Origin of the sequence: Nocardia sp. NBC_00508, from assembly GCF_036346875.1 — a bacterium.
Lineage (GTDB): Bacteria > Actinomycetota > Actinomycetes > Mycobacteriales > Mycobacteriaceae > Nocardia.
Map to the genome: position 1 here is coordinate 7182363 of NZ_CP107852.1, position 24568 is coordinate 7206930.

26 protein-coding genes are annotated in these 24568 nt (G+C 66.2%); 10 read left to right on the top strand and 16 right to left on the bottom strand.

What is annotated here, in order from left to right:
• Positions 1-11: 11 nt before the first annotated feature.
• The 7 genes from OHA40_RS32350 to OHA40_RS32380 all read right to left on the bottom strand — a co-directional run bounded on the left by OHA40_RS32350 (position 12) and on the right by OHA40_RS32380 (position 7414).
• On the bottom strand, positions 12-896 hold the full coding sequence (locus OHA40_RS32350) for an AAA family ATPase (protein WP_442944089.1): 885 nt from the start codon (positions 894-896) through the stop codon (positions 12-14).
• Positions 896-1489, bottom strand: coding sequence for a nucleotidyltransferase family protein (locus OHA40_RS32355; protein WP_330230591.1), 594 nt, complete (start codon positions 1487-1489; stop codon positions 896-898). The genes OHA40_RS32350 and OHA40_RS32355 overlap by 1 nt, the downstream gene beginning before the upstream one ends.
• Positions 1486-2391 (bottom strand): XdhC family protein, encoded by a 906-nt coding sequence (locus OHA40_RS32360; protein ID WP_330230592.1) that lies wholly within the window; start codon positions 2389-2391, stop codon positions 1486-1488. The genes OHA40_RS32355 and OHA40_RS32360 overlap by 4 nt, the downstream gene beginning before the upstream one ends.
• Before the next feature lie 13 nt (positions 2392-2404).
• The gene (locus tag OHA40_RS32365) at positions 2405-4795 is read right to left on the bottom strand and encodes an aerobic carbon-monoxide dehydrogenase large subunit (RefSeq protein WP_330230593.1); all 2391 of its coding nucleotides are present in this window, start codon (positions 4793-4795) and stop codon (positions 2405-2407) included.
• Positions 4792-5310 carry a (2Fe-2S)-binding protein gene (locus tag OHA40_RS32370; RefSeq protein ID WP_330230594.1) on the bottom strand — a complete coding sequence of 173 codons (519 nt, stop codon included), beginning with the start codon at positions 5308-5310 and terminating at the stop codon, positions 4792-4794. The genes OHA40_RS32365 and OHA40_RS32370 overlap by 4 nt, the downstream gene beginning before the upstream one ends.
• 2 nt (positions 5311-5312) lie before the next feature.
• A complete protein-coding gene (locus OHA40_RS32375) occupies positions 5313-6203 on the bottom strand; it encodes an FAD binding domain-containing protein (protein WP_330230595.1) in 891 nt (296 codons plus the stop codon).
• A gap of 80 nt (positions 6204-6283) precedes the next feature.
• Positions 6284-7414, bottom strand: a complete 1131-nt coding sequence (locus tag OHA40_RS32380) for an XdhC/CoxI family protein (protein WP_330230596.1) — start codon at positions 7412-7414, stop codon at positions 6284-6286.
• Between the two features lie 64 nt (positions 7415-7478).
• Here OHA40_RS32380 and OHA40_RS32385 point away from each other — a divergent pair, with 64 nt between their 5' ends.
• From OHA40_RS32385 to OHA40_RS32395, 3 genes are all read left to right on the top strand, one after another.
• Positions 7479-8435 (top strand): LysR family transcriptional regulator, encoded by a 957-nt coding sequence (locus OHA40_RS32385; protein ID WP_330230597.1) that lies wholly within the window; start codon positions 7479-7481, stop codon positions 8433-8435.
• A 214-nt stretch (positions 8436-8649) separates the two neighbouring features.
• Positions 8650-8916, top strand: a complete 267-nt coding sequence (locus OHA40_RS32390) for a helix-turn-helix transcriptional regulator (RefSeq protein ID WP_330230598.1) — start codon at positions 8650-8652, stop codon at positions 8914-8916.
• Positions 8917-8932: 16 nt separating this feature from the next.
• Positions 8933-9481: a hypothetical protein gene (locus OHA40_RS32395; RefSeq protein ID WP_330230599.1), complete on the top strand. Its 549-nt coding sequence runs from the start codon at positions 8933-8935 to the stop codon at positions 9479-9481.
• A 19-nt stretch (positions 9482-9500) separates the two neighbouring features.
• Here OHA40_RS32395 and OHA40_RS32400 read toward each other — a convergent pair whose 3' ends face one another.
• The 3 genes from OHA40_RS32400 to OHA40_RS32410 all read right to left on the bottom strand — a co-directional run bounded on the left by OHA40_RS32400 (position 9501) and on the right by OHA40_RS32410 (position 12456).
• Positions 9501-9911, bottom strand: coding sequence for a hypothetical protein (locus OHA40_RS32400; protein WP_330230600.1), 411 nt, complete (start codon positions 9909-9911; stop codon positions 9501-9503).
• 770 nt (positions 9912-10681) lie between these two features.
• Entirely contained in the window at positions 10682-11344 is a 663-nt protein-coding gene (locus OHA40_RS32405) for a response regulator transcription factor (RefSeq protein ID WP_330230601.1), read from the bottom strand.
• On the bottom strand, positions 11341-12456 hold the full coding sequence (locus OHA40_RS32410) for a sensor histidine kinase (RefSeq protein ID WP_330230602.1): 1116 nt from the start codon (positions 12454-12456) through the stop codon (positions 11341-11343). The genes OHA40_RS32405 and OHA40_RS32410 overlap by 4 nt, the downstream gene beginning before the upstream one ends.
• Before the next feature lie 216 nt (positions 12457-12672).
• Between OHA40_RS32410 and OHA40_RS32415 the strand changes: the two genes are divergently transcribed.
• Complete coding sequence (locus OHA40_RS32415; RefSeq protein WP_330230603.1) at positions 12673-13092, top strand: DUF6223 family protein; 420 nt, start codon at positions 12673-12675, stop codon at positions 13090-13092.
• 241 nt (positions 13093-13333) lie between these two features.
• Here the strand turns inward: OHA40_RS32415 and OHA40_RS32420 are convergent, their stop codons facing one another.
• Positions 13334-14239 carry an IS5 family transposase gene (locus OHA40_RS32420; protein ID WP_330228469.1) on the bottom strand — a complete coding sequence of 302 codons (906 nt, stop codon included), beginning with the start codon at positions 14237-14239 and terminating at the stop codon, positions 13334-13336.
• A 451-nt stretch (positions 14240-14690) separates the two neighbouring features.
• Here OHA40_RS32420 and OHA40_RS32425 point away from each other — a divergent pair, with 451 nt between their 5' ends.
• Positions 14691-16007: a glycosyltransferase 87 family protein gene (locus tag OHA40_RS32425; protein WP_330230604.1), complete on the top strand. Its 1317-nt coding sequence runs from the start codon at positions 14691-14693 to the stop codon at positions 16005-16007.
• A 27-nt stretch (positions 16008-16034) separates the two neighbouring features.
• Here OHA40_RS32425 and OHA40_RS32430 read toward each other — a convergent pair whose 3' ends face one another.
• Together OHA40_RS32430 and OHA40_RS32435 are read right to left on the bottom strand one after the other, a co-directional pair.
• The gene (locus tag OHA40_RS32430; protein WP_330230605.1) at positions 16035-16430 is read right to left on the bottom strand and encodes a nuclear transport factor 2 family protein; all 396 of its coding nucleotides are present in this window, start codon (positions 16428-16430) and stop codon (positions 16035-16037) included.
• A gap of 142 nt (positions 16431-16572) precedes the next feature.
• Positions 16573-17412, bottom strand: a complete 840-nt coding sequence (locus OHA40_RS32435; protein ID WP_330230606.1) for a hypothetical protein — start codon at positions 17410-17412, stop codon at positions 16573-16575.
• 169 nt (positions 17413-17581) lie between these two features.
• On the opposite strand from OHA40_RS32435, the gene OHA40_RS32440 reads away from it, so the two are divergent.
• The gene (locus OHA40_RS32440; RefSeq protein ID WP_330230607.1) at positions 17582-18703 is read left to right on the top strand and encodes a helix-turn-helix domain-containing protein; all 1122 of its coding nucleotides are present in this window, start codon (positions 17582-17584) and stop codon (positions 18701-18703) included.
• A gap of 29 nt (positions 18704-18732) precedes the next feature.
• Here the strand turns inward: OHA40_RS32440 and OHA40_RS32445 are convergent, their stop codons facing one another.
• Complete coding sequence (locus OHA40_RS32445; RefSeq protein ID WP_330230608.1) at positions 18733-20211, bottom strand: metallophosphoesterase family protein; 1479 nt, start codon at positions 20209-20211, stop codon at positions 18733-18735.
• Between the two features lie 745 nt (positions 20212-20956).
• On the opposite strand from OHA40_RS32445, the gene OHA40_RS32450 reads away from it, so the two are divergent.
• The 3 genes from OHA40_RS32450 (at position 20957) to OHA40_RS32460 (ending at position 22684) form a co-directional block, all read left to right on the top strand.
• Entirely contained in the window at positions 20957-21370 is a 414-nt protein-coding gene (locus tag OHA40_RS32450) for an SHOCT domain-containing protein (protein ID WP_330230609.1), read from the top strand.
• Between the two features lie 384 nt (positions 21371-21754).
• On the top strand, positions 21755-22168 hold the full coding sequence (locus OHA40_RS32455) for a DUF7144 family membrane protein (protein ID WP_330230610.1): 414 nt from the start codon (positions 21755-21757) through the stop codon (positions 22166-22168).
• Between the two features lie 93 nt (positions 22169-22261).
• On the top strand, positions 22262-22684 hold the full coding sequence (locus OHA40_RS32460) for a VOC family protein (RefSeq protein ID WP_330230611.1): 423 nt from the start codon (positions 22262-22264) through the stop codon (positions 22682-22684).
• An 8-nt stretch (positions 22685-22692) separates the two neighbouring features.
• On the opposite strand, the gene OHA40_RS32465 is transcribed toward OHA40_RS32460, so the two are convergent.
• On the bottom strand, positions 22693-22947 hold the full coding sequence (locus tag OHA40_RS32465) for a hypothetical protein (RefSeq protein WP_330230612.1): 255 nt from the start codon (positions 22945-22947) through the stop codon (positions 22693-22695).
• Between the two features lie 18 nt (positions 22948-22965).
• Between OHA40_RS32465 and OHA40_RS32470 the strand changes: the two genes are divergently transcribed.
• A complete protein-coding gene (locus OHA40_RS32470; RefSeq protein ID WP_330230613.1) occupies positions 22966-23625 on the top strand; it encodes a hypothetical protein in 660 nt (219 codons plus the stop codon).
• A gap of 116 nt (positions 23626-23741) precedes the next feature.
• Here the strand turns inward: OHA40_RS32470 and OHA40_RS32475 are convergent, their stop codons facing one another.
• Positions 23742-24560, bottom strand: a complete 819-nt coding sequence (locus tag OHA40_RS32475; RefSeq protein WP_330230614.1) for a class I SAM-dependent methyltransferase — start codon at positions 24558-24560, stop codon at positions 23742-23744.
• Positions 24561-24568: the final 8 nt, after the last annotated feature.

Consider the following 24568-nt stretch of genomic DNA (forward strand, 5'->3'; position numbering starts at 1 on the left):
CTGTATCCCTCTCATCCGGTAGCCAGGTCTCGGGTGTATTCGGCGAATGCCGCGTGCACGGTGTCGCGGTCGTCGGGTGTCTTCGCCAGTGCGCTCAGCGCGGCAATCGCCTCCGGCGCGCAGAGATCCGCGACATCGAGCGTCGCCAACGCGGCGATCCAGTCGATGGTCTCGGCGACACCTGGCGGTTTGTCGAGATCGAGACCGCGAGCGTGGGCGACGAATCGGGTGGCATGCTCGATCAGCGCATCGGTTGCCCCGGGCACGGTGCGTCGCACGATCGCCACCGCACGGGCCGGTTCCGGGTAGTCGATCCAGTGGTAGAGGCAGCGCCGCCGTAGCGCGTCGTGCAGGTCGCGACTGCGGTTCGAAGTCAGCACCGCGAGCGGCGGCTGCTCGGCGGCAAAGGTGCCGAGTTCGGGCACGGTCACCGCGGACTCACCGAGGAATTCCAGCAGCAGCGCCTCGAATTCGTCATCGGCACGGTCGATTTCGTCGACCAGCAGCACCGGCGGCGTCGGACCGCGATACCGCACACAGCGCAGGATCGGGCGGTCGACCAGGAATGCCTCGGTGAACAGGTCGGCTTCGGTGAGGTCGACGCCGCGGGCCTCGGCGAGCCGGATGCTGAGCAGTTGACGCTGGTAATTCCAGTCGTACAGCGCTTCGCTCACGGTGAGGCCCTCGTAGCATTGCAGGCGAATCAGCGGTGCGCCCAACACGGTAGCCAGGGTCTTCGCCGCCGTCGTCTTGCCGACTCCCGGTTCGCCTTCCAGCAGCAGCGGCCGACCCAACGTGGTGGCCAGATAGAAGGCGGCGGCGGTCCCGGTATCGAGCAGGTAGTCGTCGGCGTCGAATCGACGCACCACGTCCCCGATATCGTCGAACGGCGACATCATGGCGACGTCGCGGCGCGCAGGCGCTGGTAGTCGTCCCAGGTGTCCACGTCCAAGGGCACCGGTGCGTCGACGTCGAGCCGCGACACCGCGAAGCGGCCCGACTCGATGATCTTCCACACCGCCTTGTCGCCGTGTAATCGGGCCAACTCGCTGAATGGGCTGCGGCTCAGCCAGAATGGATGCCCGATACCGTCGCGATAGCGGCAGACCGTGATCGCGGCGGTCGTTCCCTCGGTGATCAGACGGTCGATGGTCGACGCCGACACACCCGGTTGATCACCGAGCATCAGCACGACTCCGGCGGCTCTGGGATGGACCGAGCTCAGGGCGGAACGCAGCGACGACGAACAGCCCGAACGGAAGTCCTCGGCCATGGCCACCTCCAGGCCGGTGAGATCGACCTGCTGGCGGATCGCCGCCGCCGCGCCGCCGAGGGTGACGATGACCTGATCGAAATCGCAGCATCGCACCACGTCGAGGGTGGCGCCGAGAATCGTCGTATCCCGATACGGCAGTAGCTGTTTCGCAGTACCGAGACGCCGTGAGGTTCCCGCGGCGAGGACGACTCCGGTGACGAATCCGATTGTCATGAGCCCGGATGCGCCTCGGCGAAAGAGGTACGGCAGCGGGAACTGCAGAACCAGTGGTCGAGATCGTCGACAGTAAGACGTGGTGTGTCCGGCCCGACCGTCACGGTCATACCGCATACCGGATCGAGCGTCTCGAATGCGACGCTCGCCGGGCGGGCCGGGACGGCCAAGCCACCCTTGCGGATCGCCTGGATTACTTCCGCGGCAATCGAGACGGCTATCTCCGCAGACGTCTTGGCGCCGATCGGCAAACCCACCGGGGTGCGCACGCGCGCACGCTCGGCGTCGGTCAATCCGAGCTCGTCGAGAATCGATGCTCCCCGAATGCTGCTGGCCACCAAGCCGATATACCCCACGCCCGAGTCGAGCGCGGTGCGGATCATCTCGGCTTCCTGGCCGCCATGGCTTGCGATCACCACCGCGGTCGTATCGACCAGCGAATCCAGCGAGTCTGCTCCGGCAGCACTGCGCTGCACCCCGAATCCCACCAGTTCGCATACTTCGGCCAGTGCGTCCGCGATGGGTGTCGCGCCGCAGATGCGCACCAGAGGCGCCGGGATCTGTGGCTCGAGGAATATCTCCAGCGCTCCGCCGGACAGGCAGGGATTCACTACCACCGCCGCGCCGGGCGCCTCGGGAAAGTGCAGATCACCGTCGGGCAGCACGCGCAGCAGCACACTCTCGTTCGACTGCAGGGCACCCAGTGCCGCCTTGCGGACCGAGTTCTGGGCGCATTGGCCGCCGACGAATCCTTCGATCGTCCCGTCTTGCAACAGGATCGCCTCATCCCCGGCGTGCGCCGAGGTCGGTTGCTGTGCGCGCACGACGGTCGCGTGCACGAACGGAGTCCGGGTGCGGACCAGTTGCTGTGCACGCTCGGTGATCTTCGTCGGTGATCCCATCGCTCGCGCCTACTCAGATGGGCGGTGTGGCCCGACCCTGCATCGCTTCCCACACCCGGGACGGCGTCAGCGGCATGTCGGCGTGCCGGACGCCGAACGGTGCCAGTGCGTCCACCACCGCGTTGACCACCGCCGCAGGGGATCCGACCGTGGCCGATTCGCCGATGCCTTTCGCGCCGATCGGGTGGTGCGGCGAAGGGGTGACCGTGTAGCCGGTCTCGAGATGCGGAACCTCGAGCGCCGTCGGGATGAGGTAGTCCATGAGGGAGCCGCCGAGGCAGTTGCCGTCCTCGTCGAAGGCGATGATCTCCATCAGCGCCATGCCGATACCATCGGTGATGCCGCCGTGTATCTGGCCTTCGATGATCATCGGATTGATCCGGGTTCCACAGTCGTCGACGGCGAGGAAGCGCCGGACCTTCACCACAGCTGTCCCCGGGTCGATGTCGACGACGCAGAAGTACGCACCGTAGGGGTAGGTGAGATTCTCCGGGTTGTAACAGATCTGCGCGTCGAGTCCGCCCTCGATGCCCTCGGGGAGATCACCGGCGCCGTGTGCTCGCATCGCGATCTGCTGGATCGTCACGGCCGCGGACGGATCGCCCTTGACGTGGAACGAGCCTTTCTCCCAATCGAGGTCGGCGACAGAGACCTCGAGCATGCCGGAGGCGATGATCCGCGCCTTGTCGCGCACTTTCCGCGCCACCAGTGCGGCGGCGGCGCCCGAGACCGGTGTCGACCGGCTGCCGTAGGTGCCGAGACCGAACGGAGTCTGATCGGTGTCGCCGTGCACCACGTCGATGTCGTCCGGTGGTATGCCGAGTTCCTCGGCGACGATCTGGGCGAACGTCGTCTCGTGCCCCTGCCCCTGGGTCTGCACCGACAGCCGCACAACGGCTTTGCCCGTCGGATGGACGCGCAGCTCACACCCGTCGGCCATCCCGAGTCCGAGAATGTCCATATCCTTGCGCGGACCCGCGCCGACGGCCTCGGTGAAGAAGGACATCCCGATACCCATCAATTCGCCGCGGGCGCGCTTGTCCTGCTGTTCTTTTCGCAAGGCGGCATAGCCGATCATGTCCATCGCCAGGCGCATGGTCTTCTCGTAGTCGCCGGAGTCGTAGACCCAGCCGGTCTTGCTGGTGTACGGGAACTGTTCGGGGCGAAGGAGGTTCCGCAGCCGCAGCTCGGCCGGATCCATCTTCAGCTCGTAGGCGAGGCAGTCCACCAACCGCTCGACGAAGTAGACGGCCTCGGTGATCCGGAACGAGCACGCGTAGGCGACGCCGCCGGGGGCCTTGTTCGTGTAGACCGCGGTCATCTTGCAATAGGCTGCCTCGATGTCGTAGCTACCGGTGAAGACGCCGAAGAAGCCGGCCGGATACTTCAACGGCGCGGCCGTGCCGTTGAAGGCGCCGTGATCGGCGAGCACGGTCGACCGGATGGCCAGGATCTTGCCGTCGGCGTCGGCGGCGATCTCGCCGACCATGATGTAGTCGCGGGCGAACCCGGTGCTGGTGAGATTTTCGCTGCGATCCTCCATCCACTTCACCGGTTTGCCCAGCAAGAGCGACCCGACGATGGCGCAGACGTATCCCGGATAGATGGGCACCTTATTGCCGAACCCGCCGCCGATATCGGGGGAGATCACCCGGATCTTGTGCTCGGGCAGTCCGGCCACCAACGCGTAGAGCGTGCGGTGGGCATGCGGCGCCTGACTCGTCGACCACAGCGTCAGCTTTCCCGTCACAGGATCGAGATCCGCGACGGCGCCGCATGTCTCCATCGGGGCGGGATGCACGCGCGGATAGACGATTTCCTGCTCGACGACGACGTCGGCGCGTGCGAACACCGCCTCGGTCGCGGCGGCGTCGCCGGTCTCCCAGTCGAAGCAGTGGTTGTCCCGCTTGCCATCGAGATCATCGCGGATCACCGGCATGTCGGGGGCCAGTGCGGTTCGGGCGTCGATCACCGGGTCGAGCATCTCGTACTCGACGTTGATGAGCTCCAAAGCATCACGCGCGGAGTAGCGATCCTCGGCGACGACGAAGGCCACCTCCTGGCCCTGGAACCGGACTTTGTCCGTCGCCAGCACCGCCTGCACATCGTTGGACAGCGTCGGCATCCAGGCCAGTCCCTTCGCCGCGAGATCCGCACCGGTGACAACCGCTTTGACCTTCGGATGGGCCTGTGCCGCGGAGACGTCGACACTCACAATCCGCGCGTGCGCGAACGGGGAACGCAGGATCGCCATATGCAGCATGCCGGGCAGCGACACGTCGTCGACGAAATTGCCGTGTCCGCGAATCAACCGGGGATCCTCTTTACGGAGCATCCTGCCGTGACCGCACGGCTTGCGGTCGTTGTCGACCCGGTCTTCGGGCCGGGACTCGACGGCGGTCATGACGCGCTCCCTACCGGCGCTGCCGTTGGGGCGGGTTCGGGCTCCGCGGCTTCGCCGCGTTGCTTCGCCGCGGCCCACTGGATCGACCGGACGATGGTGGTATATCCGGTGCAGCGGCAGATCTGACCCGAGATCGCCTCGCGGATGGTCCGCTCGTCGGGATTCGGGTTGCGGTCCAGCAGGGCGCGGGCGGTGATCATCATTCCGGGCGTGCAGAATCCGCACTGCAACCCGTGACACTGCATGAAGCCCTCCTGCACGGGATCGAGCCGGCCGTCCACCTCGAGTCCCTCGACGGTGCGCACCGCACGACCGTGGGCCATGACGGCCAGCATCGTGCAGGACTTCACCGGCTCGCCGTCGACTTCCACCACGCAGGTGCCGCAGTTGCTGGTATCGCAGCCCCAGTGGGTTCCGGTGAGCCGCAATTGATCTCGCAGGAAATGCACGAGCAGCGTGCGTGGCTCGACTTCCGCGGTCACCTGCTCGCCATTGACGGTCATGGTTACCTGCATGGCTAGTTACCTTTCAGCGCAGGATCATTCAGTACGCGCTCGACCGCGGTGCGCAACGACCGAACCGTCAGTTCGGACGCGAGGTGTCGCTTGTAGTCCGCGCTGCCGCGCGCATCGGACACCGGTGAGCACGCTGCACTCGCCCGGCGGCCCGCCTCCGAGAAGACCTCTTCGGTGGGCGGCTCACCGATGAGCACGTCCATCGAAGAGGCGAGCGCCGCCGGATCGGGATCGACTGCTGTCAGCCCGATCCGTGCGGCCGCTATCGTCCCGCCGTGCAGCGTCACCGTCGCGCCGGCCGCCGCGATCGCCCAGTCGCCGATCCGGCGCTCCACCTTGGCGTAGGCACTCGACGTTCGATGCCGCACGGGAATTCGGATCTCGATCAGAAGTTCATTTCGCGACATGGCGGTTTCGTACGGACCGGCCAGGAAGTCGTCCATCGCGATCTCCCGGTCGCCGGACGGTCCGCGCACCAGGCAGGTGGCGCCGAGGACCGTGCAGACCGTGGTGAGATCTTCGGCGGGATCGGCCTGGCACAGCGAGCCGCCGATCGTGCCGCGGTTGCGCACGACCGGGTCGGCGATCACGCGCTCGGCGTCACGGAAGATCGGGCACACCGCGGCGAGATCGTCGGATTCGAGCAGATGCCGATGCCGCACCATCGCACCGATTCGTACCAGGGTCGGATCGGTGACGATGTATCCCAGTTCGGCAGCCAGGTCGTTGATGTCGATGAGATATTCCGGATTGGCCAGACGCAGCTTCATCATCGGGAGCAGGCTGTGCCCGCCCGCGATGATGCGCGCCTCCTCCCCCAGCCGGTCCAGTAGTCCGATGGCGTGATCCACGCCCGTCGCGCGCTCGTATTCGAATGGCCCAGGAACTTGCATGTGATCTACCTCACATCAATGGGAAGAAGCTCAGCCTCTGCCCCGCTGACGCCGTCGTCAAGGCCGAATTAAGGAATCACTTAATCGGCCGTTGGCGGGTGGTGGATCCGTCCGCCGGTTCGGGTCAGTGAGCGGCCGTGCCCGCCCCAGCGGCGCGCGATGATCTCGGCCGCGATGGACACCGCCGTTTCCTCTGGTGTCCGGCCGCCCAGATCCAGCCCGATCGGACTGGCAAGCCGGGCGAGTTGTTCGTCGGTGAGGCCGGCCTGTCGCAGCCGGGACAGCCGCTGGTCGTGCGTGCGGCGCGATCCCATGGCGCCGACGTAGCCGATCTCCGGCGCACGCAGTGCCACCTCTAGCAGCGGGACGTCGAACTTGGGATCGTGGGTCAGCACGCAGACAACAGTCTGCGAATCGACCGCGCCGGCCGCGATCTGCGCGGCCAGGTAGCGGTGCGGCCAGTCGACGACGACCTCGTCGGCGGTCGGAAACCGGGCGGAGGTGGCGAAGACCGGCCGCGCGTCGCACACCGTCACCCGGTACCCGAGGAACGATCCCTGCTGCGCGACGGCGGCGGCGAAATCGATCGCCCCGAACACCAGCATCCGCGGCTGCCGGGCATAACTGGCGACGAAAACCGCCATGCCCTCGCCGCGACGCTGCCCGTCCGGACCATAGGAAAGCACCTCGCTGCGTCCCGACGCGAGCAGCCCGCCTGCGTCATCGGTCACCGCATCATCGGTGCGCGCCGACCCCAGCGTGCCGTGCGCATCGCTCGGCCGGATCAGCAGGCGTCGCCCTACCCGGGCGGCGTCCGGGTGCTCGATGACGGTCGCGATCGCGACCGGTCGGTCGTCAGTGATGTCCGCGGCGACCTCGCCGAGTTCCGGAAACGTCTCCCGCGAGACCGCTTCGACGAAAATGTCGATGGTGCCGCCGCACGTGAGGCCAACGGCGAATGCGTCGTCGTCGGAGAAGCCGTACCGCTGCAATACCGGACGACCGGTCCGCATGACGTCGGTGGCGAGTTCGTAGACCGCGCCTTCGACGCAGCCGCCGGAGACCGAACCGCCGACTGTCCCGTCCGGGGCGACGACCATGGCCGCGCCAGGCGGTCGCGGCGCCGAACGGAAGGTCCGCACGACCGTCGCGACCCCAGCTGTGCCCCCGGCGTTCCAGGTTGTCATCAGATCCGTGAGCACGTCCTGCATGATGCGTCCTCCGGGCGCGATGCGGCGGTAGGCACGGCGTCCACCTCCAAACTAGACTCGGATCGTGACGCCCGCCCAGCTTCGGGCCTACTCGACCGTGGTGCGGCTCGGCTCCGTCCATGCGGCGGCCAGAGAGCTGGGGATGTCCGACGCCGGTGTCTCGCTGCACATCGCTCAGCTGCGCAAGGAACTCGATGACCCGCTCTTCACCCGCGCGGCGATGGGTCTGGCCTTCACGCCCGGCGGATTGCGCCTGGCCAGCCGGGCGATCGAGATTCTCGGACTGCAGCGCCAGACGGCGATCGAGGTGAGCGAGGCGGCGCGCGGTCGACGGCTGCTCCATATCGCGGCATCGAGCACGTTCGCCGAACATGCCGCGCCCGGCCTCATCGATTTGTTCGCGGCGCGGGCGAAGGACCTGTCGGTCGAGCTGAGTGTGCATCCCACCAGCCAGTTCCGCAGTCTGATCGAGACCCGTGCGGTGGACATCGCGCTCGGGCCCGGTTCGGACAGCACCGACACGACCATCGCCGCCCGGCCGTTCCTGAAGTATCAGATCATTTCGGTCGCGCGCCCCGACAGCCCGTTGGCAGGCGCCGCACCGCATCCGGCGCTGCTGCGGGAGCAGCAGTGGATGCTGGGCCCGAGCGCAGGCAGTGTCGACGGGCATATCGCGACGATGCTGCGTGAGTTGGCCGTTCCCGAATCGCACCAGCGGATCTTCCAGAGCGACGCCGCCGCCCTCGAAGAGGTCCGCCGTGTCGGGGGTATCACCGTCACGATTGGCTTCGCCGTCTCCTCCGACCTCGCGGCCGGTCGGTTGATCCACATCAAGGGACCCGGGCTTCAGGTATCCGACGAGTGGTGCGCCACCACATTGCCGCCCGATTCCCGCCAGCCCGCAGTGTCGGAACTGCTGCGGTTCATCACCACTCCGCGATGTATCCAGGCGATGATCCGCGGGTCCGGCGTGGGCGTCACACGGTTCCGTCCGAAAGTGCATGTGACGCTGTGGAGTTGAACGGGCTGACCACTCACCTCCCGCAGAGGAGACCGAGGTAGCGCGGATCCACGATGCGTGCCGACTGATCAGCGCGGCGGCACCGCGCTGACGGCGTCGTGCTGGGACGGATGACGATCCCGAGCGACCGCACCGACCGCGACGCACGGCCCCATGATTCCGATGCCGTGTACTTTACTTGACAGTCTGTTGGGTTTTTACAACAATACTTTGTATGAGTCCGGTGAAGAGGGGTGAAAGCCTCCCGATCTACAACCGTATCGGCGTGCTCCGCGCGGAGCGGCGGATGAGCCGGGCCGAGCTCGCTGCCCGTATTGATGTCAATCCCCAGACCGTGGGAGCGCTGGAACGAGGCGACCACTATCCGAGCCTCGATCTCGCATTGCGCATCTGCGACGTCTTCGGGTTGCCGGTGGAGGCGGTGTTCTCCCGCTCGGAGTTCACGCCGCTGTCCACCGAGCTCTACCGCCGCAACGTCTGACCGAAGGAGGTCTCCGATGAACCCTGCTACCCAACAGCAGCGCAACCTGATCCACCGTTATCAGGACTACCGCACGCGCCGCTTCGTCAAGTACGAACGCACCTGGTCCAAGTCGCTGCCCGGATGGCGAACCAGGAGCCGTCGCCGAAAGCTGGTGGTGGCTTTGGCGCTGACGTTCACGTTCATGTTCGCCGTCAGCGTGCTCTGCGCCTTCGGCGTACCAGGGGCGCCGCTCTTGTGGTTGCCTGCCTGCCTGGTGTTCTTCCCGCTGTGGACTACGCTTCAGATCGTTTCCGGACGTCGCGGGGATGCGCCGGAGGCTGCCCTGGATGAGTTCGAGATCGCGCAGCGGGACAGCGCACGCTCCATCGGCTTGACGGTCACCCAGAACCTGGTGATGATCCCGATCATCTATCTGATCCTCGGTTCGGTGTTCACCGAAGGAGCCGACGAAAACATGTCCTACGCCGGCGGACTGATGGCATTGACCGCGCTGCTCGTGGGCGGCTGCACACCAGCCATGATCCTCGGCTGGACCCGGCCCGACCCACTGCCCGAAGACTAGACGTGAGGTACTGGCGGCTTCAGCGATCTTGCCAGGTCACGAAGTCGAATTCGAGGTATTGCTCGGCGACGGAGGGGACGTGGGTGAGCGTCAGGGCGGCGAGATTGCCCTGATCGGTGCGCACACAGATCGTGTTGCCGATATGCAGGGCGTAGAGGTTGGCCAGGGTCTTGGTCCATGAGCCCGCTGCGACCACGCGGCAGCGATCGTGCGCGTCGTGACCGGTTGCCTCGTCTGTGGGGATCGAGAATCGTGGTGTGCCGTGGCTCATTGCATTGAGGCTGTCGGCGGTCTTCGACGGGCTCAGATCGACGCCGGGCAGGTCCTGGTCTTGAATCTGTCCGGTGTCCAGATCGATGCCTTGAACGTTTGCCAGCTTTTGATGACCCTGGGTGAGGATCGCCGGTTCCGGCGAGGTTGTCGGTGCCACAACCGATGTGCCGGACAGCGGTACACCTGAGGGGGTGCTGGTCGAGGACGAGTCCGACGAGCATTGCACGATCCCGAAGATCACAGCGACGACGACGCCGACGGCGCCGGCGGCCCCACCGATCGTCGCCCACGTGCCTTCCCGCTGACGATTGCTTTGCTGTGGGCGATCTCTCTCGCCAGGATTACTGCCGGGTCCCACATCTGGCATCCGCTGCCCCCGTTGGATCGACGTCGCCGAGCCCTGTCGCCAGACACGCTAGCTCGAGGCAGGTCCGCAAGTCCGACCATTGGCCTGATTTCGTCTCTCCCTCAGTGCAAGTCCCCATTCGGGCAGGCGCCATCGCCGACTCGCGCGAATTCCTTACCGCGGTGGTCGGTCTGAAATCCGGCTGTATCACCAAGGGCCCCAACCTGTTCGCCACACGGCAACGGATGAATGTGTCCTCTATCTTGAATGGTGCTCGGGCTGTTGGGGCTCGGGTGTCTCGACGGGTATCGGTGTGGCTTGGATGTGGCTGTCTTGTTGGTGGCTCTCTACGGCTGGCCGCCCGGTGCTCGGACGACTCGGCCGCTGATTGAGAGCTGCGAATTGTCGCTGTATAGAGGCCCGCTGGATTACCGTGCGTCGCCCATCCGCTGTCTGTACGGCAATCGCAGCTGGATCATGGGCCTGTCGAACCTCCTGCATCGCGGTAGGGAGCGATGGTTCCGTTCATCCTCGTGCCGAGAATATTTGAGCGTCGAGCCGTCGGCATTTGCCCGGAGATGTCAGGATTTGCGAGGGGCGACTAGACCGGATTCGTAGGCGAGGACTACCAGTTGCGCGCGGTCACGTGCCTGGAGCTTGGTCATGGCCCGGTTGATGTGGGTTTTCGCGGTCAGGGTGCTGATGACCATGCGGGTGGCGATCTCGTCGTTGGACATGCCCTGGGCGACCAGGGTGACGGCCTCGCGTTCGCGCGCGGTCAGTTCTGGCATCCTCGTGCTGGCGTCGGTGTGCAGAGGCTGGGAGACGTATCGGTTGATCAGTCGGCGGGTGATCGACGGTGCGAGCAGGGCGTCGCCTCGGGCAGCGACTCGCACGGCGTGCAGGAAGTCTTCCGGCAGAACGTCTTTGACGAGAAACCCGGCTGCGCCCGCGCGGAGCGCGTGGAAAACGTATTCATCCAGGCCGTAGTTGGTCAGAATAACGACGTGCACTCCGGCCAGTGTTGGGTCTGCCGCGATGCGCTGGGTCGCCTCGATGCCGTCCATGCGGGGCATCTGGATGTCGATGAGTGCGATATCGGGCAGGTGCTGGCGGGCCAGTGCCAGGGCTTGGCTGCCGTCGGCGGCCTCGGCCACTACCTCGATGTCGTCCTCGAGGTCGAGCAGTGCGCGGAATCCGCTGCGAATGAGTGGTTGGTCGTCGACCAGCAGGACACGAATCATGATGGTTCCACCGGGAGTTCGGCTCGGACGGAGAACCCGCCCGCGGTGCGCGGTGCCGCCTGTAGCCGACCGCCGAGTGCGGTGACTCGTTCGCGCATGCCGAGCAAACCGACGCCGTGCACCGCTACGGTGTCCGGTTCGGCCGTACCGTCGTCGTCGACCTGTACGACCAGGGCGTCGGGCTGGTAGTCGATGCGGATCGCTGCGGTCGCGGCGACGGCATGACGGGAGATATTGGTCAGCGACTCCTGAATGATCCGGTAGACGGTGCGCTCCACCGCGGCCGGTAGGTCCAGTCGTTGACCTTCGATCGTGAGCGTCGCGTCCAAGCCTGTTGTGCGGGCGCGTTCTACCAGTTCCCGAACATGGTCGAGCCCTGGCCGCGGGGTGGCTCGGTCGTCGCGCAGTGCTTCCAGGGTCGCGCGCAGTTCCCGAGCCGCCTCACGTCCCGCGTCCCGGATGACCAGCAGGGCAGTCGGTACTTCTTCGCCTTTCCTGCGAGCCACGTGGACGGCTGCTTCGGATTGCACCTTTATCACCGAAATCTGGTGGGTGAGCGAATCGTGCAGTTCCCGGGCGATGTGCAGCCGCTCTTCGTCGGCGCGGCATCGCGCGGTCTCCTCACGGGTGCGTTCGGCTTCATCCGCGCGGCGTTCGGCCTGCCGCAGTGCTTCACCCGCTGCCGCCGCCGCGACCAGCCAGGCCAGTTGCAGCGCGCCGCGGGCCTGCGTGAACGCCTCGTCCACAGGCCATTGCGGGTGCGAGACCAGCATCGCGAACGGCAGTGTGAGCACCATGAGCACCGAGCCCGCCGCCGCGACGAGTCGGTGCCCGACCCGGACGGTGGCATATACGGCGACCAGAAAGGCAATGGCGGGCACCTCGAAACCGATTGCCTGGTAACCCAGTACGCACACACCCGTCACCGCCAGCACGGTGACCGGCGCCCGGCGGTACGCGATCAACGCCAGACCGCCGATGGTCAGCAGCACAAAGCCCAGCGGATCGAGCATGGTGGGGAAATATTGCCCGGACAGGCCGGTGATCAGCAGGGTGGCCGCCACGCCGACGGCGACCGCCCAGTCACCGATACGGATCTCTGCCCTGCTCATGGGTGCACCCTAGCCGGAATCCGGCCCGGGCGACTCCTCCCGGCGATTGATCGATGGATTACCACGGACGCGGTATATCCCCTGCTCCTACCATGTCTGCGGTAGTCGGCTACGGCATCGGCGGCAGCATGAATTGTCTACTCCCGCAGGATGATCGAGGGCGGGTCTGGCCGACATGATGAGGCGACATCGAGCCATTCGACCCAGGAGGACCGCATGTCCGTCCGTCGTCTGCCCGCCGTCGCGGCAACCGCTCTGCTCGTAGGTGTCATGCTTGCCGCACCGGCGGCGGCCTCGGTCCAGCAGAGCGCCGCCGTCACCGGCATGACCTCGGGGCGACTCGGCCCCACCGTGACCGCGCTGGTGGGGCTGGCCAGCGTGGTGTTCGGCTGCCTCGCTCTGGGCCGCATCGGCGGCATGAGTACCGGCAACAGTCGGAAAGGTGCTCTGGTGGCGCTGGTCTCGGGGCTGATCAGCCTGGTCCTCGGTAGCGTGTTCGCGGCAACCGCCGACGGTGGTCCCGGCACCGGCAATGGAATAGTCGGGTCTTGGGCGGCGATGGCGTTCGGACTGATCGGCGTAGTCCTCGGCGGGCTGGCACTGAATCGTTCAGGCAATGTCGGCCGTATGGGCTGAGGTCTCGAATGCACTGCTCGGCCGCCTATCGGGGTCGCGCTGGGGTGGCCGTTCCGGTGGCGTACTTGCGGTGGGCGGTGTAGATCGCGGCACCGAGAACGACGACCGCCACGCCGGACAGTACCGACGCCATCGGCAACGTACAGGCGAGGGTCAGGCAGCCGAGCAGTCCGACGATGCTCCAGTGGATCCGCCTAGGTTCTGTCTCGAAGTGGTGAGGGCTGGCCTGTGGCCGGTCGTCTCACGAGTGTCGAAGCCATTGGTTGATGACAGCGATGTGGATCGTGGCTTGGTAGCGGACGGCGAGTTTGTCGAACCGGGTGGCCACGGCCCGATGCTGTTTGAGCTGGTTGATGCCGCGTTCGACAGCGTTGCGGTCACGGTAGATCACCGGATCGAACGTCGGCGGCCGCCCACCGGCCCGGCCGCGGCGCAGCCGGTTCGCGGCCTGATCGGACGGGACCGGGATCGTTGCTCTGATCCCGTGACGACGTAACCACTCCCGGTTACCGCGACTGGAATACGCCTTGTCGGCCAACACCCGCACCGGCCGCACCCGCGGACGTCCGCCTCCGAGTTTCGGCACCGCGATACCGTCCAACACCGCCGTGAACTGAGGACTGTCACCGGCCTGACCCGCGGTGACCAGCACCGACAACACCCGGCAGCCCTGCTCACACGCCAGATGCAGCTTGCTGGTCCACCCACCCCGAGAGCGCCCCAACCCGTGATCGGCCGGCTCGCGTTCACCAGGCCCGGCTGGCGGTTCGGCCTGCCGGTCGCTGTCGCGGCGCCCACCAGCAGCGTGCTGGTGGGCCCGAGCGATCGTGGAGTCCACACTGACCTGCCAGTCGATCACCCCGGCCGCGTCGGCCAGCACCTGCAGCGATGTCACGATCGCCGCCCACGCGCCGGCTCGCTGCCAGCGTCGGAACAATCCGTAGACCGCTTGCCAGGACCCGTACTCGGCGGGAACGTCGCGCCATGGCACCCCGGCCCGGGTCCGCCACCGGATCCCGTCGATGAGCTGCCGTTTCGTCCACTTCGGCGGGCGGCCCGCCTTCTTCGGTCGAGGCAGCAACGGCTCCAACCGCGCCCACTGGGCATCGGTCAGATCCGCCCGCCCCGCCACCGCTACGCTGGGCACGAGGTCTCCGGGACTATTCAGGTTTGCTTGGTCGCTAACCCGAAATACCGGAGACCTCACCCATATGCCAAAGCGGCCAACAACTTTCACCGAACATGCTGATGGGTGGCACCGCACAGCGGTGCCACCCATCACTTCACTTCGAGACAGAACCTAGGGGCGTCGCCGAAGTCGGGACAGACCTCACCGGCCTTGTCGCACAAGGTGATCACCGCGTCGATCCGCGAGGGCCAGCCGCACGGCTGACGATCAACCCGCCAGCTTCCGCGTCACCGTCCAGGACGCGACGCCAGATGTGGGACTGCCCGAACGGCCATGCAGTGGCGTAGGTACCGCACTCGACGGTATCTGCGTCTCGGGTTGGGGACGGCTGCCGCGATGGATAGGCTGCGGCCTTGTGCGCAGGCTGTCGGCGGTGTCGAGGTTGTGGTTGGTGTGGGGGGTTACACGAATGCTGATGGTGGTGTTCACCGGTGTGACGGTGCTGCCGCACAGCGTCTGGGATGCCTCGGCCGCGGACTTGACACTGTACCGGGGATGGGCCGAGGTGATCGTGAGCCAGAACGTTTTCCCGCTGTATGACGAGCAATGGCAGTACCCGCCCGGCGCGGGAGCATTGCTGGTGGTGCCCTGGCTGTTCGGCGGCGGGCATGGCTACAACTGGTGGTTCTTCGCGCTGGTCGCCGCGGCGGACGCAGGCGTGCTGAGTTTGTTGATCCGGGACGTGCGACGCGACGGTCGGGAGGCAGCCCAGACCGGGCCGTGGGTATGGGTGGTCGGGGTGGTGCTACTCGGCCGCGTCTGTTACGGCCGATTCGATCTGATCGTGGCGGCGACCGCCGTCGTGGCGCTGTTGTGGGCGACGCGCCGGCCCGCGGCGGCCGGCGCGGCGGTTGCGGCGGGGGTGTTGTTGAAAGTGTGGCCGGTGGTGGTTGTGCTGGGGTTGCGCTGGCCGGCGCTGTGGCGGATCGGTGCGGCAGCGGCCGGCGTCGGCGCGCTGGCCGCCGCGGGACTGACGAGGTTGGGCCCAGGCGCGTGGTCGTTCCTGCAGTTTCAGTCCGAGCGTGGATTGCAGATCGAATCTGTCGCTGCCACACCGCTGTTGATTGCCCGGCTGGTGAACGGCCGTTGGAGCATCGTGCATCGCTACGGGGCTGAGGAACTGTCGGGGCCGTTGGTGTCCGCGATGGCGCGAGGGTGCGTGGCTGCCACGGTCATCGGTGGGGCTGTGCTGCTGATCATTTGGTGGCGCGCGCGGCCTGCGGCAACGGATCTGGCGTTGGCCGCGGTGCTGCTGGCTTTGCTGACCAGCCGGGTCCTCAGCCCGCAATACCTGGTGTGGGCGGTGGCGGTGGCCGCGGTCTGCGCGCTCGACCGGCACACCATGCAGCGACCTGTGCTGATGCTGGTGCTGGCGACGGCACTTGTGAGCCAGGTGGAATTCCCGTTCGTCTACGACCGGGTGGCCACCGGAAGCTGGCCAGGAGTAATCGTTCTGACAGTGCGCAACGGCCTGTTGCTGTGCGCGACCGTGTGGTCGATTGTGCGGCTGTGCCGCGGCCGCGCTCGATCATCAAGCGAAGACCCGGAAATGCCGAACCGCACGCGTTTGTCCTCGCATGCGGCATATCGGGAGGCGATTGCTCGGCCGATCGATCCGCTTCGTAGCCCCGAACGGCCTATGTCAGCGGCGACCGCGCTGTTGGCGTCCGAGGTGCGTCGAGATGCCCCGCCTTGCGGGCGGGGCACCTCCTACCTACGCGAATAGCTTTGAGGCGCAGTGATATTCGAGCCGTCATACCTGAGCGGGCCGCTCGGAGAGAGCGGCCTGCATGGCGACCCCGTCGACGTAGGAGTGCTTCTCCTTGACCGCGCCGTCCTCGACCAGGACATAATCCGCGAGGTCGACGTGTACGCGGTTGCCGGTGGCCGACGTCCCCGTCAGCTGCCATTGCACCACCCAGAAGTCCTCCCCGACGCGCAGCGAGACCAGGTGGAATGTCAGGTCGGGAACCAAGGCCAACGTCCCCGCCGCGGCCTCGCGGATGGCGGCCCGACCTCGCGCGGGCTCCTGGCCCGAGTGCAGGTGGAACACCGAGTCGACGGTGTGGAGTTCGGCGATCCGGTCCGGGTCGCGGTCTACCCAGCAGGCGTGGTAGCGCTCGAACAGTTCGCGAGTGGTAGTGGTCATGATGGGCAAACTCCGATCGTTGTGTAAGCAGTCGTCCTCGATGTGACCTGGGAAGCTTCCGCGAGATCACGCTGAACCAGGTAACTACGTCGTTGGTCGTCCCTCCGTTCGTCGGAGTGTGGCGAGGCGAACGATCTGGGCGTCAAACACGGAACGCGGAGGCGACGATGCCGGGCAGCCGCAGCCAACTCGGTTGGCCTGCATAGCCGGTCAGCTTCCGGGACGTCCTCGCAGCGTTCTTGGCGGTGACGAACCAGGACGGTTTCGGCGAGAGCGCGAACTCGCCGTTGACCATCGTGCGCGGAAAGGGCCGGAACGGCCCGCTGAGGACGGCCCGCTCGGGACCGTCGACCAGGTAAGCGTTGTGGACCACACCGATACCGCTGCCGACGGCATCGAGTGTGTGGCCTGGGTAGGCACCCCACGGCAGACCGGCAACGAGGAATCCCATGGCGCTCCAGACGTTGATGCCGATCGTCCCGTAACGAAGCTCCGCGATCGCCTCGTCGAAATCGCGCCCCATGGCCGCACGGTCGGCGGGCGCGACGATGAGGCTCGCGCCTAGGGTGCCGACGAGCCGTTCGTTCGCGAAAGTCACCGCAGCACGCAGGAAGCCCGTGCCTGTGCCGGGTAAGGCGGTGTGTCCCAGTACCGGAGCGAAGTACTCGGTGGTGAACAATTCCTGCGACGCGGATTCGTCGACCTCGACCAGCAGCCGCCCCGAATGGCGTTCGGCGGCGGGGTAAGCATGTTCGGCGAGTGCCATCTTGCGGTCACTGCCCGGGTACCACGGAGCGCGGCCGGGGAGTTTGTCGAGCACATCGCGCAGCGCATCGAGGAATTCCGCGCGCTGATCCCAGTCACTGCTGAGAATCAAGGCTTGACCCGAGATGCAGTTATGACCTGCGTTGTGCAGCCGCTGGGTCGCGACGTGCTCGGCTTGGTAGCGCAGATCGGCCTTCGACCACCGGCCAGGAACCACAATGATCGGCGAGACCCCGCCCAGTTCACTGGTGATCTCCTTGTTCAGGCGGGGCGTGGGTCAGGGCAATTCAGTGTCGCTGGAGGCCGCCTGGCGTGGCGACGGGCGCATGCCTCCACTTCGAACACCGCTGTTGTGCGTACGCACAACGGACGCTAGGTTGACGGCAGTGACCCAGGACACGCACATCGAGTGCCCGCGCCTCCTTCGCGAGCTGCGGGCCGATTTGGCTGCGATCTCCGAGATGGTGACGGCCAGAATCGAACAGGATGATGAGGACTACGGCGACGCCGCGATCGGTCACCACGAATTGACGACTCTTGTGACCGACAGCCTCGCAGCATTGCTGGACGCCATCGCCGACACCCCCCACTCGCTCGAACCTGCTCGCCGAATCGGACGGCTCAAGGCCGAGCGAGGGATCCCGCTGGACAGTTTGCTGCACGCCTTCCGCGTCGCGGGCTTGGCGTTCTGGGAGGTCATCGTCGAGCGCGCCGACCATGACGACCGTCCCGCTCTGCCCCAGCTGTCGACGCTGGTGTGGGCCACCATCGACGAGTACTCCGTCGCGGCGACCGACGCCTACCGGCGCATAGTCGTCGCCGCGGACGAACAACCCGGTCACCGGTTGTTGCGGGCACTGCTCGATCCCGATCTCCCACCGACGCGGCGCGAGGACTTGTGCAGAAGGATGCGCTTGCCCGCCCGAGGCACGTTCGTCGTCCTGGTCGGCGACATTCGCCTCGTCGCGACCGGAGTGACCACTGTTCGCACCTTTCTCTCCGACGACCGGGTAACCCTCGCCGCCGCAGACTCCCCGGTCACGCTCGACCGCGCGATACGCGCCGCGAGGACGCGAGCCGGTGCCAGCAAACCGTTCACCGACCTCGTATCCGCGCCTGCCGCGTTCGAGCAGGCCCGCCTCGCGTTCCGCTGTCTGAGCTCGGCGGACACCGGAATCCACATGTACGCCTCGTCGCCTGCGCGTGCCTTGATCGCGGCAAACTCCGAACTCGCCGAGGACGTCCTCTCGGATGCGCTCGCCGCATTCGATCGACTCCACCCCGACGACGCCGACGCTCTCGTGCAGACCGCCCTGGCCTGGTACGAGCTCGGTGGCTCCACGTCGGCGGTCGGCGAGCGCCTTCACCTGCACCGCAACACGGTGTTGCACCGTCTCAAGCGGATAGAGCGGCTCACCGGTTCAGCGTTCGCAGTGCCGGCCGACGCGGCCCTGCTGTATTTGGCGCTGCAAGCACGGCTGCTCCAGGCACCCGGCGACCGGTCGTGATCGACGTCGGTGTGCCCCGCGAACTCGAACTATCGCTGGGCAGCGTTGTGTAGTCGACGGTGCTGGGATTGATGGGCCGCAAATGCGGCTTTGCGGGGCTGAGGTATCTGCTTGATCCCGGACAGATCGCGGCGCACCACATGGTTTCGGTCGGCGAGTGATCCCAGACTGTAGCGTGATTGCAGCCCGAACAATTGGGTGCGGGTGCGGGCGCTCCAGCGGCGGGCGGCGGCCGTGCGGGTGGTCTGGAACGTGACCATGTACCCGCCCTCGTACAGCCGCAGCAGCGAGTAACCGGCGGGGTATTCCTTGATCGAGGCCACCTCCAAGAACTCCACCGGGATGCGGATGTCCGGGCGCGTGCGTCGATTGCGGTGCGTGTGCCCGCTGTGGTGCAGGAATACACCGGGTGAGCGCCCGTAGAGCTGGTGCACGGTGGCCGCATCATGCCGGTTGAGCACGAAGCCCGGGCCGCCGAGGTTGCTCAACCCCGACTCTCGGGTCACCGGGTGGTGGCCGAAAACCAGTGTCGGCTGGTCGGGCTCGGCGCGCAGCAGGCTGCGCAGGCGAGAAATCTGCTCGGCGTCGATGCGTCCGCCGGAGCCGTCGAGATCGGTGGTGTCGAGTCCGATCACCCGCAGCCCGTCCAGACTGTAGCTGGACAGTCGCTGTCGGGGCAGAAAGTGCGGGCCCCAGCAGTCGTGGTGCGCAGTCCCCGGCAGTCGCAATCCCGACTGCCAGTCCGCGCCGACCCGCGGCCGGTCGTGATTACCGCGGCACACCAACAGGTCTCCGCCGAGCTCGCCCCAATCGTCGAGCCGACGCCGCAGCTGACGAGATTCGCTCGAGGTGCCGCCACTGGTGAGATCGCCTGCCAGCACCAGGTGGTCGACGTTGCGATCCGGCTCACGCACGTCGGTCAACAGCGCCTCGAGCATCACCGCCGGGTACGGGGCCATCCCGGGCTCCTGCCGCACTCCGGTCGGCAACGCGGCCACGATCTGGCCGCTCACCTCCTCGCCGAAGTGCAGGTCGTTGGCCAGCGCGATAGTGCGCAGCAGCCGCCCTGGTGGCGGCGTGAGGGTGCGGAACTCGTGTTTCTGATCCTCTTTCCACCAACCCATCGTCAAACCGGAGGCTGCCCGCACGCCGCGCGAGCGGGCCTCCAACCGGTAGTGCCTGCCCGGTTCGAGCCCGGTGATTTCGACGTAGTGGAAGGCGGTGGGTGCGGGGTCGGAGTGCACGACCGGCAGCGGCTGACGCGAATCCGCCGGTCCGAGTGCGAGTTCGGTGTCCGTTGCGACCGGCCGCCAGCGCCCGATCGGGTCAGCCGCTGCGGTCGTCCAGCTGACCGCCACCGACTGATCGCTCACCGTGATGAGCTCCAGATCCCGGGCTATGAGCGAACGAGGCTGGGGCGCCAGCAGCGCGAGTCCGCCGACCGGAAGCGCGGCCACTGCGGCCAGCGCGGTGAGCGTGGTCCTACGGGAGAACTCGTGGTGGCCCATCGCAACCCCTGACCTAGGTCTCGTCGATGCATCGACGGACCCGACGTTATTGGGGCAACCGTGCCACTCCGTGAACAACGGTTGAGCTGCGCCGGTCGGTTGGCCGCCGGTTTCCTGAATAGGCCGCTGTCCGCGTCAGCCGCAGTTCACGGACTATTCGATCGGGGTCGCTGAACCGGGTGTCGGGGGGAGCCAGCCCGCGAGTCCAACTATCTCCGCGGCGATTTCGGCAGCCGAACGTTCATCGGTCGTGATTCGGTGGCCCCCGTGTCGGCAACTGGTCTCCAGTCGGTGTGCCATGGCAGTTGGCCTACATCGCAGCAAGGTTGCGCTCCGCCAGACCGTGCGCCCACGTAGACGGGTAGGCCATATCGAGAAAGTCGCCTACGCCGGATACGTGCTGATCTTGACGACTCCTTCGTCAGAGTCGATGATTATTTGTCGGCCTTTTCAAGTCGGTGGTTCTTCCGGCCGGACGGATGAATCGAACGACCTGCCCATATGCTCGGCACTTTTGCCGTCGGGACCCTACGGCGCCGAGTCGATCTGCGCTTATTTCAAACTATCGACTGCCGTCGAGGCGTGATGCGGGATGAATAGTTGACAAAGAAAAATAGAAGTCTGTTTTCGGCCCTAATGCCGACCGATGGTCCGATCAACAACGTGGTGAGCCAGAGGATTCGAATACGCCGCAGCCGGACTCGACGGCGGGCACGGGAAAGGCTCGCCCGAGGAGGTTCACAACATGGATTCGTTCTGGGATTACGTGTGGTACACGATCCTCGTGTTCGCCTTCGTGGCGTACCTGATCGTTCTGTTCCAGATTCTGGTGGATCTGTTTCGCGACCACTCCGTCTCCGGCGTGGCCAAGGCCGTGTGGGTGATCGCGCTGGTGGTGTTGCCGTACCTGACGGCGCTGGTGTATCTGATCGTCCGGGGGCGGGGCATGGCGCTGCGCGCCCAACGGTCGCAGGCGGAGGCGAAGCAAGCAACCGATCAGTACATCCGGCAAGTCGCGGGCAAGTCCCCGGCCGAGAGCATCGCCGACGCCAAAGCCCTGCGCGACGCCGGTGTCATCACCGACGTGGAGTTCGAGCAGCTCAAGGCTCAAGCCCTGGGGCAACCCGTTTCAGCACCCAATGCGTCGACCGGGCCGTGATCCTACGGCCCAGCCCGTCCTCGTCGGCGTACTCAGGATGTGAGGTCGCACCTGGGCCTGACAGTTGGGCGTGACTGCGTCGAAGCAACGTGCTGGGTGGCTCCTCGGCTCCAGCCACCCCAGCCATCCGGTCGCCGGAATGGCGCACGCTAGTACCGCGGAACTGAGAATCGAGACGGAATTGCCCAATTCGCGGAGCTTCTCGGCCCTCATTATCGGACTTCGTTGGCGCACACCCTGTCCGACCGCTTCGGCGAAACTATGCGCGACAAATATGGACAAGGCTGTGCCGAGTACCACCAGGATTCCGACGTATTTGTCCGCCGTGACCACCGGCACCAGTGCCGAATCCGAATCCACGACCACCCAGCAGAGGTGTGACCCATGGCCAGGACAACCGAACCCAACCAGCACCCGACCAGACAGGCTGTTGCGGCCGGCACGTCGATCGGCGCGGCGATCCTCCTGCTGATCACCGGTATCGCCTCGATTCTCCAGGGAATCTCCGCGATCGCCAAAGACGAAATCTACGTGGCAGGACCCGAGTACACCTACCAGTTCAACACGACCGGATGGGGATGGATTCATCTCGTCCTCGGCATCCTCCTGGTGATCGCCGCGCTCGGGCTGATGACCGGAGCAGCTTGGGCCAGGGTGATAGCCGTTGTCCTCGCCGCGCTGTCCATCCTCGGAAACTTCTTGTGGCTCCCCTATTACCCAGGGTGGTCGATCCTTGTGATCGCACTCGATGTCGTGGTGATCTGGGCCGTCACCACCTGGCAGCCGAATCGCCCCTGACCCAGCGGCTGCGGACAATGGCCGCTCTGTCTGCCAGAGCCTGGGCCCACCGCTATACGTCGAACCAGCGGCACCGCCTTCTAGCCTCGTTGAGTGCACTTGGAACTGATCGCCATTGTCGTCGCGGAGTACGACCCTGCCATCGACTTCTTTGTGAATACTCTCGGCTTCGACCTGGTCGAGGACATCCCGTCACTGACGAACGACGGGCGTCCGAAACGATGGGTCGTCGTTCGCCCGCCCGGCGCGCAGACTGGGATCTTGCTTGCCCGCGCCGACGGCACCCGTCAACTCGCCGCTGTCGGTGACCAGACCGCGGGCCGCGTCGGCTTCTTCCTTCGCGTCGACGACTTCGACCAGGCATACACGCGGATGACCGCAGCGAACGTCGAGTTCGTGACCCAACCGCGCACCGAACCCTATGGCAGGGTTGCCGTCTTCCTCGACATTGCAGGAAACCGCTGGGACCTTCTCGGACCCGTCGAGAACCCGGACACCACCGGCCGGGAACGATGAACAGTCCCTCACCTTTCTTGCAGTGATCGGCGACGGAACAATCGTCGGATACGCCCACCGACACTGGAAAGTGTCCGCGGTCCCGGAACGGCGGTATCCCCGGATTCCGGGGCCGACGTCGCCTGGGCGAATCGCACATGCAGTTGTTCGCGGACCTGGTCCGGGGTGTAGGCACGGCGCCGGCGCTCGGCGCGCACCACCACGACACCGGTGGCGACCACACCGGCTGCACCCGCCAATCCCAACACCTTCCACCACCTCATACCGCATAGGCTACGACCATGACGGGGATGGGCATCAGTCTTGATCGAGCGGTCGATGTCACCCGTACGGGTGACATCTGGCTTTTCCGTGGCCATTCGACAGCCGACCGGGTGATCCGTATGACGACCAACAGCCCGGTGAACCATGTCGGGATGTCCGTCGTGATCGACGATCTGCCCGCCCTGATCTGGCACGCGGAGCTCGGACGATCCCTGACCGACATGTGGTCGGGAACCACGCACCGCGGCGTCCAGTTACACAACCTGCGCGATGCTGTGCTGGTGTGGGCACACCGCTACGGCCAACAGGCCTGGTTGCGCCAGTTGGACCCTGCTGCCACCCGAGAGATGGAGGACACCGTGCTGCGCACGATCGCCCGGCTCGACGGCACACCGTTCCCCTCCACCGCCGCTCTGGCGGGGCGCTGGCTACGCGGCCGCGCACGCCTCCCCCGCCGCAAAACGAGCGAGTCGGCTGCCCGGGAACTGGAGAACGCGTATTGCGCCGAAATCGTCGCTGCGACATACCAAGCGATGGGACTGCTGCCCCAACACCGTAGCCCCGACTGGTACGACCCGGGCCGATTCTGGAGCGGAGACAAACTGCGGCTGTCCGGCAACCACGAACTGGGTGGCGAAATAGCCGTCCGAACACCGGCCGATGAGAGTGCTGACTGAGCAACGCCTCGGCGCCCGCAGGCACACCAGTCGCGCTGCGGCTCCGGAACGGGCGCTCCAGCGTTCCGAATCGGACGCCGAACGAGTGGCGCGCGGAGCAACCGCATCTGGCCGGTTCAGGCCGATCGGCGTGCGGTGACCAGCAGGTACTCCCATTCCATCCGCCCGTTGCCCAGGTCATGCCGGGAAGCGAGATCCGCGAGCTCCCCGTCCAACCGCGCGATCCGGTCGGGTTCGGTGGAAATGGCCTTGTACACCGCGACTGTCGGTCCGTAGTAAGTCTTGAAGAAGTCGCGGAACGCGACGCCGTCGGCGAAGCGATCGATGACCGCGCTTTCACGCCGCAACTCCAGCTCGGTAACGCGATCGCCCAACAGCGACCGGACATGCGCCTCGTCGCCCCACTGTGGCGGCGGCAGCGCACCGGGCGGGGGCGGCGGAGCGAACGGTTTCATCGTGGCGAACATCTGCCCGATGAATCCGGTGGGCGTCCAGTTGATCAGCCCGATCGTGCCGCCCGGCTTGGCGACCCGCACCAGTTCATCCGCGGCCGCCCGGTGGAACGGCGCGAACATGACGCCTACACACGAGATCACGACGTCGAACTCGGCATCGGCGTAGGGCAATGCCTCGGCGTCGGCTTCCTGCCACTGTAGGTCGACGCCCCGGGCGGCGGCGATACGACGGCCCGCCTCGAACAGCTCCGGCGTGAGGTCGCTCGCCACGACGTCCGCACCGGTCTCCGCGGCAGGGATTGCGGCATTGCCGGATCCGGCCGCAATGTCCAGCACACGCTGACCCGGGCGGATACGGCAGGCTTCGACGAGACGCCGGCCCAGCCCAGGGATGACTTCGGTGGCGACGGCCGGGTAGTCGCCCAGTGCCCACATGGCGCGATGCCGCGTCTTGAGATCAGCGGGGCCGGATTCGGTCATCTGATGCT